Source organism: Streptomyces sp. NPDC020742 (assembly GCF_040641675.1).
In the GTDB taxonomy this organism is placed as follows: domain Bacteria; phylum Actinomycetota; class Actinomycetes; order Streptomycetales; family Streptomycetaceae; genus Streptomyces.
Genome location: NZ_JBFAEA010000005.1, coordinates 405,405 through 415,232 on the forward strand (window position 1 = coordinate 405,405; position 9,828 = coordinate 415,232).

Annotated in this window: 8 protein-coding genes; 7 read left to right on the forward strand and 1 reads right to left on the reverse strand. The window is 71.6% G+C overall.

What is annotated here, in order from left to right:
- Nucleotides 1-139 precede the first annotated feature (139 nt).
- From AB0G84_RS13215 to AB0G84_RS13235, 5 genes are all read left to right on the forward strand, one after another.
- Nucleotides 140-1,009: an ABC transporter permease gene (locus AB0G84_RS13215; protein WP_361319225.1), complete on the forward strand. Its 870-nt coding sequence runs from the start codon at nt 140-142 to the stop codon at nt 1,007-1,009.
- Nucleotides 982-1,842: an ABC transporter ATP-binding protein gene (locus AB0G84_RS13220; RefSeq protein WP_361319227.1), complete on the forward strand. Its 861-nt coding sequence runs from the start codon at nt 982-984 to the stop codon at nt 1,840-1,842. Before AB0G84_RS13215 ends, AB0G84_RS13220 begins: the two co-directional genes overlap by 28 nt.
- A gap of 65 nt (nt 1,843-1,907) precedes the next feature.
- Complete coding sequence (locus AB0G84_RS13225) at nt 1,908-2,957, forward strand: ABC transporter substrate-binding protein (protein ID WP_361319229.1); 1,050 nt, start codon at nt 1,908-1,910, stop codon at nt 2,955-2,957.
- A 1-nt stretch (nt 2,958) separates the two neighbouring features.
- Nucleotides 2,959-4,164 (forward strand): LLM class flavin-dependent oxidoreductase, encoded by a 1,206-nt coding sequence (locus AB0G84_RS13230; RefSeq protein WP_361319231.1) that lies wholly within the window; start codon nt 2,959-2,961, stop codon nt 4,162-4,164.
- Nucleotides 4,165-4,275: 111 nt separating this feature from the next.
- Nucleotides 4,276-5,364 carry an NAD(P)-binding domain-containing protein gene (locus AB0G84_RS13235; protein WP_361319233.1) on the forward strand — a complete coding sequence of 363 codons (1,089 nt, stop codon included), beginning with the start codon at nt 4,276-4,278 and terminating at the stop codon, nt 5,362-5,364.
- 502 nt (nt 5,365-5,866) lie between these two features.
- Here AB0G84_RS13235 and AB0G84_RS13240 read toward each other — a convergent pair.
- Complete coding sequence (locus AB0G84_RS13240; protein WP_361319235.1) at nt 5,867-7,195, reverse strand: MFS transporter; 1,329 nt, start codon at nt 7,193-7,195, stop codon at nt 5,867-5,869.
- 201 nt (nt 7,196-7,396) lie between these two features.
- On the opposite strand from AB0G84_RS13240, the gene AB0G84_RS13245 reads away from it, so the two are divergent.
- The gene (locus AB0G84_RS13245; RefSeq protein WP_361319237.1) at nt 7,397-8,719 is read left to right on the forward strand and encodes a GDSL-type esterase/lipase family protein; all 1,323 of its coding nucleotides are present in this window, start codon (nt 7,397-7,399) and stop codon (nt 8,717-8,719) included.
- A gap of 224 nt (nt 8,720-8,943) precedes the next feature.
- Nucleotides 8,944-9,735 carry a hypothetical protein gene (locus AB0G84_RS13250; RefSeq protein WP_361319239.1) on the forward strand — a complete coding sequence of 264 codons (792 nt, stop codon included), beginning with the start codon at nt 8,944-8,946 and terminating at the stop codon, nt 9,733-9,735.
- Nucleotides 9,736-9,828 lie beyond the last annotated feature (93 nt).

Genomic DNA, 9,828 nt, shown 5'->3' on the forward strand with positions numbered 1-9,828 from the left:
CTTGCGGGCCTTGGTGCCTTTTCGCGGGAGCACTTCTGCAGTCGGGATGAGCCGGGCCTTCTCGTTTCTTGTCGGCGCCCCTCGTCCGCCTTGCTTTCTCCTTTTTCTTTTTTGTCCTTCCCTGTGTGTGGAGCGGTTTATGAGTCTCGATCAGGCGGTGCGCGGGCAGGCCCCGCCCGGCGGCGGCGTGACGTCGTCGGGTGAGGTGGAGCTGGCTCGGGTCGTGCCGGCGTCCGGGCGACGGCGGGTGGTGCCGCGGTGGGTGCGGCGGGCCGTCGGGCCCCTGGCGCTGCTGGTGCTGTGGCAGGTGTTGAGTGCGGGCGGGGTCCTGGAGGGGGACATCCTGGCGTCGCCGGGGACCATCGCGGCCACTGCCGGGCAGGTGATCAGCGATGGGACGCTGCCCTCGGCCATGCTCGTTTCGCTCCAGCGGGTCGCCGTCGGGCTGGCACTCGGTGGGGTGACCGGTGTGGCGCTGGCACTCGTATCGGGGCTGTCGCGGCTCGGTGAGGATCTGGTCGATGCGACGGTGCAGATGCTCCGCTCGGTGCCTTGGGTCGGCATGATTCCGCTGTTGATCATCTGGCTGGGCATCGGCGAGGCTCCGAAGATCGCGCTGATCTCGGTCGGTGTGGCCTTCCACCTCTATCTGAACGTCTACACCGGAATCCGCGGTGTGGATGCGCAATTGGTCGAGGCCGGGACGTCCCTCGGACTGAACCGTTGGGGCCTGATCCGTCATGTGGTGCTTCCCGGTGCGCTGCCGGGCGCCATGACCGGGTTGCGCTATTCGCTGGCCACCGCGTGGCTCGCGCTGGTCTTCGGTGAACAGATCAATGCCGACGACGGTCTCGGATTCCTGATGAACCAGGCCAGGGAGTTCTTCCGCACCGATGTGATCGTGGTGTGCCTGGTGGTCTACGCACTTCTTGGGCTTATCGCTGATTTCCTCGTACGTACCCTCGAAAGGTTGTTGCTGCAATGGCGACCGACGTTCACGGGCCAGTGACCGGTTCAGCGACCGAGTCAGTGACCGGGTCAGCGACCGGGGCGGTGACCCGGGCGGTGCCCCGGTCAGCGACCGGGCTGACGAGCGAGAAGGAACGGTGGGACGCCTCGGCCGGGCCCTCCGGCGCCGCCGTTGCGGTGAGCGGACTGGTGCGGGCCTTCGACGGGCGGAGCATCCTCGAAGAGCTCCAACTCACCATACGACCAGGAGAGTTCGTGGCCCTGCTGGGACGCAGCGGCTGCGGCAAGTCGACGCTGCTGAAAGTGCTCGCCGGTCTCGACCGGGAGATCGAGGGGGACGTACGGGTGCCTCGCCGCAAGGCCGTGGCGTTCCAGGCCCCCCGGCTGATGCCCTGGAAGCGGGTCTGGCGGAACGTGCTGCTGGGGTTGCCCGGCCGCCCTGAACGTGGCACCGCAGTACGGGCGTTGGAGGAGGTCGGGCTCGGGCACCGTGCCGACTCCTGGCCCAAGACGCTGTCCGGCGGTGAGGCGCAGCGTGCGTCGCTCGCCCGGGCGCTCGTACGGGAGCCGGATCTGCTGCTGCTCGACGAACCGTTCGGAGCCCTGGACGCGCTCACCCGGATCAGGGCCCAGCGGCTGGTGGCCGAGCTGTGGCAGCGGCGGGGCTGCGCGGTGCTGCTGGTCACGCATGACGTGGAGGAGGCGCTGCTGCTCGCGGACCGGGCGCTGGTGATGGAGGGCGGCCGGATCGCGTACGAGGTGACGGTGGATCTGCCCCGCCCGCGCACCGTGACCGATCCGCGTTTCGGCGCGCTGCGCGCCGAGTTGCTCGACCGGCTGGGCGTCGAGGAAGGAACGGCGGCGACCACATGAGCCCCAGCGCCCGACCCCAACTCCCCCAGACACCCCCTACCACCCCACCCGGAACGGAAGCACTCATGAGATCACGTCACCTCACCCCAGCCACCCTGCTACTCCCCTTCGCCCTGTTGCTCGCCGGGTGCGGTGGGGGTGCGTCGCGGGCCGACGGGGCTGGCGGGGGGACCGGGAGCGGGAGCGACGGGAAGGGGTCGGTGACGCTCAACGTCGGGGATCAGAAGGGTGGTTCGGAGGCGCTGCTGCGGGCCGCCGGTGAGCTGGACGATCTGCCGTACCGGATCGAGTGGTCGACGTTCGCCTCCGGTCCGCCGCTGCTGGAGGCGGTCAACGCCGGAGCCGTGGACGTCGGCGGGGTCGGCAACACGCCGCCCGTGTTCGCCGCCGCGGCGAAGTCGAAGATCAAGGTGATCGCCGCGTCGCACAGCCGGTCCGACGGCGACACGGTGCTGGTGAAGAAGGGCTCGCCGCTGAGGTCGCCGGCCCAGCTCAAGGGCAGGTCGATCGCGGTGGCGCAGGGCAGTTCGGCGCACTACCAGCTCATCGCATCGTTGAAGAAGGTGGGACTGTCCCCGAAGGACGTCCATCTGAACTACCTGCAGCCGGCCGATGCGCTGGCCGCGTTCACCCGCGGCAAGGTGGACGCCTGGGCGGTCTGGGACCCGTACACCTCGCAGGCGCTGGCCCAGGCCGACGCCCGGGTGCTGACCACCGGGCAGGGGGTGGTCAACGGGCTGAGCTTCCAGGTCGCCGCGCCCGCCGCGCTGGCGGACAAGAAGAAGGCTGCGGCCCTGGAGGACTACACGAAGCGGCTACGGCGGGCACAGAACTGGGTGTTCCGGCACCCCGATGTCTGGGCGAAGGCCTGGGCCAAGGAGACCGGGCTGCCGCGGAAGGTGGCGCTGGACGCGGTCAAGCGCACCCGGGGGACGGCGGTGACGGTGGCCGTGGACAAGGCCGCGGTCGCCTCCGAGCAGCAGATCGTCGACGCCTTCGCCGCGCTGAAGCTGATCCCCCGCCGCTTCGACTTCGGGACGTTCGTCGATCCCCGCTTCAACGGTGGCCTGCCGCCTTCGAGCACGGCGCCGCGTACCTATGGAAAGGCCGAGTGACATGTCCGTACACCTGCATTGGTTCCTGCCGACCGGCGGCGACGGGCGGACGCTCGTCGACCGGCACGCCTACACCGACGGAGGGGTCCGGCGTGAGCGCATCACACCGGTGAGCGGGGTACGCGCCCCGGACATCGAGTATCTGGCCCAAATAGCCAAGGCAGCGGAGCAGTTGGGGTTCGAGGCGGTGCTCACCCCGACCGGGACGTGGTGCGAGGACGCGTGGCTGACGACGGTGGCGCTCAGCCAGGTAACGGAGCGGCTGAAGTTCCTGGTGGCGTTCCGACCGGGGGTGATCTCTCCGGTGCTGGCGGCGCAGATGGCCGCGACGTACCAGCGGATCTCGCGGGGGCGGCTGCTGCTGAATGTGGTGACGGGCGGGGACTCGACCGAGCAGCGGCGGTTCGGCGACGCGCTGGACCATGACCGGCGGTACGCCCGTACGGATGAGTTCCTGCAGGTCGTACGGGGAGTGTGGGGCGGTACGCCGTTCGACTTCCACGGTGCGCACTACCAGGTCGAGGGCGGTCTGACGGCGCTGCCGCCGGACCCGCTGCCGCAGATCTTCTTCGGCGGGTCGTCCGCGGCCGCGGGGCCGGTCGCCGCCCGGAACGTGGATGTGTACCTCACCTGGGGTGAGCCGCCCGCTCAGGTCAAGGAGAAGATCGACTGGATCCGGGGGCTGGCGCAGCAGGAGGGACGTACGGTTCGGTTCGGGATCCGGCTGCACACGATCTCCCGGGATTCGTCGAAGGAGGCCTGGGCGACCGCCGGCCGGCTGCTCGACGACCTCGACCCGGACACCGTGGCCGCGGCCCAACAGGCCCTGGGCAAGAGCGAATCGGTGGGGCAGCAGCGGATGCTGGCGCTGCACGGCGGCTCGCGCGACAAGCTGGAGATCTCGCCCAACCTGTGGGCGGGGGTGGGGCTGGTGCGGGGCGGCGCGGGCACCGCGCTGGTCGGCAGCCATGCGGAGGTGGCCGACCGGATCGAGGAGTACCACGCCCTGGGTGTCGAGCACTTCGTCCTGTCCGGCTATCCGCATCTGGAGGAGGCGTACTGGTTCGGCGAGGGCGTACGGCCGGTGCTCGCCGCCCGGGGGCTGCTGGACGCCGGGCCGTCACCCCTGGAGGGGGTACCCGCGGCCAACGGCCGGCCGGCCTCCGCGCCGGGCGGTGCACCGCTGCTGGTCGCGGGCGGGCGGTGAGGGCCGGGTGGGGTGCCGGGGCGAGCCCCCGACCCCGGGTGGGGTTCCCGGGTGGCAGGCCCCGGCACCCCACCCGGGAATGAGAGCACCCCTCCCCCAGTTAGTGGAAACATGAACTACTCCGGGGTGCGTACGGTCGAGGTCGCGGTGATCGGTGCCGGGCAGGCAGGGCTCGCCGCGGCCTTCCATCTGCGGCGGGTGGGCTACGAACCGGACCGGGACTTCGTGGTGTTCGACCACTCACCGCGGCCGGGCGGCGCCTGGCAGTTCCGCTGGCCGACGCTGACGTACGACAAGGTGCACGGGATGCACGCGCTGCCGGGCATGGAGCTGACCGGCGCCGATCCGCGGCGGCCGTCGTCCGAGGTGATCGGGGCGTACTTCGGCAGCTACGAGCGGACCTTCGGGCTGCGGGTGCACCGGCCGGTGAGTGTGCCGGCGGTGCGGGCGGGCGGCGACGGGCGGCTGCTGGTCGAGACGTCGGAGGGGGGCTATGCGGCGCGGGCGGTGATCAATGCGACGGGGACTTGGGACCGGCCGTTCTGGCCGCGGTTCCCCGGCCAGGAGGTGTTCGGCGGGCGACAGCTGCACAGCGCGCGGTACGAGGGGCCGGAGGGCTTCCGGGGTGCGCGGGTCGTGGTGGTGGGCGGCGGGACCTCGGCGGTCCAGCAGCTGCTGGAGATCGCTCCGGTGGCGGCGAGCACGGTGTGGGTGACGCGCCGGCCCCCGGTCTTCCGCGAGGGCTCCTTCGGCGAGGCGGAGGGCCGGGCGGCGGTGGCGCTCGTCGAGCGGCGGGTCCAGGAGGGGCTGCCGCCGCGGAGCGTGGTGAGCGTGACCGGGCTACGGATGACCGAGGCGGTGCGCAGGGGGCGGGAGAGCGGTGTGTTGGAACGGCTGCCGCTGTTCGAGCGGGTCACGCCCACCGGAGTGGTGTGGCCGGACGGGCGCACCGCCGAGGCGGACGTGATCCTCTACGCCACCGGCTTCCGGGCCGCCCTCGACCACCTCGCCCCCCTGAAGTTGCGCGAGCCGGGCGGCGGGATCCGGATGGCGGGTACCCGGGCGCTGCGCGACCCACGGGTGCATCTGGTCGGTTACGGGCCGTCGGCGAGCACCATCGGCGCCAACCGTGCGGGCCGGGCCGCGGTGCGGGAGATCCAGCGGCTGCTGGCGTCGGAGGAGCTGGCCGCCACCGGGTGACCGCCGCCGGTTGACCGTCGGGCAGGCGTGAAGTTGACGCCGTTCACGCCCCCCGAAGCACCACGAACCGGGCCCCGGAGATCGGCGGGAGATGCCGCCACCCACCTCAACTCCCCCTCTCCGCAAGCAGAATGACCTCAGGCGCGGGGCGTTCTCGCACACCCCGGGGTTGTGAAACGAACGCCAGAGCGAGCATCTCCCCGTAAGGGTGGGGTAACCCGATAGGGGTACCGGGAGCCTCCGCACCGGGAGATGCTTACGGGGCGCAAGCGACGGGCTGCAGTCCGTCATCGCGCATCCGGTCGACATCCCTTGCTGGGCCGGGCATTTGGTCCCACACACGCACTTGCACAAGGAGAAACCCAGATGAACCTCATCACCAACCTGCTTGCAGGCCTCGTTCACTTCGTGGGTTGGCTCGTCTGACGGGCTTCACACGAAGCGCCGCCCCTCCCTGTCCCGGGAGGGGCGGCGCTTCGCCGTTCGGGCGCCGGTGGTGGGGCTACTCCGGCAGTTCCTGACGGGCGGTCTCCGGCAGGGACAGATAGACGAGGAACGACACCAGGCAGAGCCCGGCGACGTACCAGGGGAAGAGGTCGGGGTGGCCGGACTCCTCGAACCACGTGCCCACATAGGGGGCGGTGCCGCCGAAGAGGGCGACGGTGAGGGAGTAGGGAAAGCCGATGCCGGCGGCGCGCACCCGCGCGGGGAACACCTCCGCGTTCACCGCCGCGGCGACCGCGGTGTATCCGGTCAGCAACACCATCCCCGCGCACTGCACCAGCAGCAGCGAGATGAACGCGTCGGTGACGAGGTGCAGCAGCGGCACCGCGAGGACCACGAAGCCCAAGGAGAAGCCGAGCAGCAGCGGTTTGCGGCCGATGCGGTCCGAGAGCATCCCGCCGAGCGGCTGCAGCAGGGCGAAGAAGGCGAGCGAGAGGGTGCCGACGGTGAGTGCCTCGCCCTTGTCGAAGCCCGCGTTGACCTGGGCGTAGGTGGGCAGGTACGTCGTCCAGGTGTAGTAGGCGAGGGTGCCGCCGGCGGTGATGCCGCAGATCAGCAGGGACTGCCGGGGGTGGCGGCGCAGCGCCTCGAAGAGGCCGGGACGGGCGGCGGTGCGCTGCGCGGGGGTCTGGGTCTCCCCTGCGCTCGGCGGCAGGGTCTCCTGCGCGCCGCGCCGGATCCACAGTCCCAGCAGGCTCAGCAGGGCGCCGCCCAGGAAGGCGATCCGCCAGCCCCACTGCCCCATCTGCTGCTCGGTGAGCAGCGCGGCGAGCAGCGCCGCGGTCCCCGAGGCCAGCAGCTGGCCGACGGTGGTGGAGACGTACTGGAAGCTGGAGAACAGCCCGCGCCGGCCGGGGCCCGCCGATTCGACCAGGAAGGTGGTGGAGGCCGCGAACTCGCCGCCCACCGAAAGGCCCTGCACCAGCCTGGCGAGGACCAGCACGACCGGAGCGACCACCCCGGTGGCCGCGTAGGTCGGGGTGAAGGCGACCAGCAGACTGCCGCCGCCCATCAGCAGGATGGTCAGGGTGAGCGCGGCCCGCCGTCCGCGGCGGTCGGCGACCGCGCCCATCAGTAGCCCGCCGACCGGCCGCATGAAGAAGCCGACCGCGAAGACGGCGAAGGTCGACAGCAGCGGCACCAGTGAGTTGCCGGCGCCGGTGGGGAAGATCTGCTCGGCGAAGTACACCGCGAGGAACGAGTACGCGTACCAGTCGTACCACTCGACGGCATTGCCGATGGAGGCCGCGGCCAGCTGCCGCAGCCGTGACGGCGGGCGGACCCCCTCGGGCGTCCGGTCCCCGGCTATGAATTCGGCACTCGACATGGTCCTCCGCTCCGGTCCTTCTCCTGGACCTGCCGCTGGGCAGGATGAGCCGACACATGATCATGTACCGCGGATGCGGCCGGCCGCCAGAGGCCGTGGGCGGCCGAAAGGAGCGCGCAACGTGCGCGTAGCACTCCGGCCCGGGCGAGGGTGACCCTGGTGTGCGTAAGCATCCGCTGCGTACCCCTCGCAGAGGCCTGGGTGACCGCCGCGTGCGGCAGCAGACTCGCTGTCATCGCCACCGGGGCGATCAACAGAGAGGCGGACGGCGGCATGAGCGATCTGAGCAATCCGAGCGACGCAAGGGAACCGAGGGACCTGACGGACCTGAGGGACCTGAGGGATCACAGCGGAGACGGCAATGCGCTTGCCTGGACGGCCGTTTGGGCCGCCGCCCTGCAACGCCCCAGTGAGGGCTCCGACAAGAACTGGGCGCTGGAGGGGTTCGCGGACCAGACGGTGCGTCAGGTGGTGCGGGTCACCGGCTCCGGCACCGCGGCCCGGATCACCCTCTCCAACCGGTACGGCACCGCCCCGCTGGAGGTGGCGGGCGCCACCCTCGCCCGTACGGACCGGGGCCCGGCGGTGCGGGAGGGCACGTCCCGCCGGCTCACCTTCGACGGCGCCCCCTCCGTCGTGATCCCGGCCGGCGGGCAGGTGCGCAGTGACGCCGCCGAGGTGAGCGCGGCCGTCTTCGACTCGCTCACCGTGTCGCTGTACTTCGCACGGCCATCGGGTCCGGCCACCTTCCACGCCCAGGCGTTCGCCACGGCCTACCGCGCGGCGGGCGACCAACTGGCCGCCGCTGACCCGGCGGTGTTCACTGAGACGACGGTCTCCTGGTACCACCTGGCCGCCGTGGAGCTGGCGGACGGCGGGCCGGCCCGGCGGGACACCGTGGTGGTCTTCGGCGACTCACTGACCGACGGTTTCTCCTCGACCGTGGACGGCAACGGCCGCTACTCCGACGCCCTGGCGGAGCGGTTGGCCGCCCAGGGCCTGACGCGTCCGGTACTCAACCAGGGCATCGGCGGGAACCTGCTGCTCAGCGATTCGGCGTGGTTCGGTGAGGGCGCGCTGGCCCGCTTCCGGCGGGACGTGCTCGACCGGCCGGGAGTGCGGTCGGTGGTGGTGCTGGTGGGCCTGAACGACATCGGGTTCAGCGAAGTCGACCTGCCGACGTACAAGCCGAACCCGGACCGGTCCGCCGACCGGCTGATCGACGGGTACCGGGAGCTGATCGACGCGGCCCGCGGCGCCGGCGTGCGGATCATCGGGGGCACGATCCTGCCGTTTCGGGGCTCGGAGTACCACACCCCGGCTGCCGAGGCGAAGCGCCGGACGGTCAACGACTGGATTCGCAGCTCGGGCGCGTTCGATGCGGTGGCCGACTTCGCCGCGGCGTTGGCGGATCCCGGCGCCCCGGAGGCGCTGGCGCCCGCGTACGACAGCGGCGACCGGAAGCACCCGAACGACGCGGGGTACCGCGCGATGGCCGGGGCGGTCGCTCTCGCCGCCCTGTGAGCGCTACGGCGGACCGGCAGCAACGGGGCGGGATTCCGCGCTCGCTCCGCCGACTCCTACGGCGCCGTTCCGTACCAACGCCTGCCCGCAGAGCCGGGGTTGGTCCCAGGCGCATCCCGTGGAGGCGTCCGCGGGAGGGGAAGGAGGCCCGGGGTGTTCGGCCACCCGGGGTGCGAAAGGATGTCCAGGCTCCTGCAATCGACGAACCGAGGGAACCGACAACCGTGACGCACCAGCCGCCGCAGATGCCGCAGCAGGGATACGGCACCCCGCATCCGCCCTATCCCGGCACACCGGTTCCGCCGCAGAATGGCTCGACGCCGCCGACCGGCCTGCCGCACCCCGGGGGCGTGGGCTTCGCTCCGCAGCCGCCGGCTCCGCCCACCCGCCGCACCGGACTGATCGTGGCCGTCGTCCTGGTCGTCGTGGTGCTGCTGGCCGGGGGCGGCTTTCTGGTGTGGTCGATGCTCGGCGGCGGGGGCAACACCGAGGCGGGAGGGAACACTTCCACGGCGGGCACGCTGCCCACCCCCATGGTGGTGAAGTCGACGCCGGTCGACCTTCGCTACGACGCGAAGGCCACCGCGCTGAAGTACCCGCCAGAAAAGCGGAACCCCGCGACGTACCCGGAGTTCAAGGGCCTGACCCAGGTCGACTCGGTCTACCACCCGAAGAACAACGACGGGGTCATCCTGGGCGTGCACACCGCTACGGGTACGGTGTCCGATCCTGCGCAGCGGGTGCAGACGGCGTTCGCCCCGAACGACATGGCCGTCGCGCCGAAGGACTTCTCCCTCCACGACCCCGCCGCGAAGGGGGCCGTGCTGCGCTGTGGGATCTCCCAGGGCGACGGCTTCTACGTCCCCCTGTGCGTCTGGGCCGACAGCACCTCGGTCGGCGATGTGACCGGGGTGGGGGACGCATCCTCGCGCTCCCTGGAGAAGATCGACCTGAAGGCGCTTGCCCAGCAGGCGAGCGACCTGCGCAAGGCCATGCGCAGCGGCTCCGCCGGCTGACCCGGCCCGCACCCCAAGACGGCGGCGCAGACCTCATGGGGGGGGGGCGGGCCGCCGCCGAGGGAGGGGGGGTGGGGGGGCCCCCCCCCCCCT

Bases quoted from the DNA above. Each gene is read 5' to 3' on its own strand.
- AB0G84_RS13235 (WP_361319233.1), top strand. From the start codon at position 4,276: ATGAACTACTCCGGGGTGCGTACGGTCGAGGTCGCGGTGATCGGTGCC.
- AB0G84_RS13215 (WP_361319225.1), top strand. From the start codon at position 140: ATGAGTCTCGATCAGGCGGTGCGCGGGCAGGCCCCGCCCGGCGGCGGC.
- AB0G84_RS13225 (WP_361319229.1), top strand. From the start codon at position 1,908: ATGAGATCACGTCACCTCACCCCAGCCACCCTGCTACTCCCCTTCGCC.
- AB0G84_RS13240 (WP_361319235.1), bottom strand. From the start codon at position 7,195: ATGTCGAGTGCCGAATTCATAGCCGGGGACCGGACGCCCGAGGGGGTC.
- AB0G84_RS13230 (WP_361319231.1), top strand. From the start codon at position 2,959: ATGTCCGTACACCTGCATTGGTTCCTGCCGACCGGCGGCGACGGGCGG.
- AB0G84_RS13220 (WP_361319227.1), top strand. From the start codon at position 982: ATGGCGACCGACGTTCACGGGCCAGTGACCGGTTCAGCGACCGAGTCA.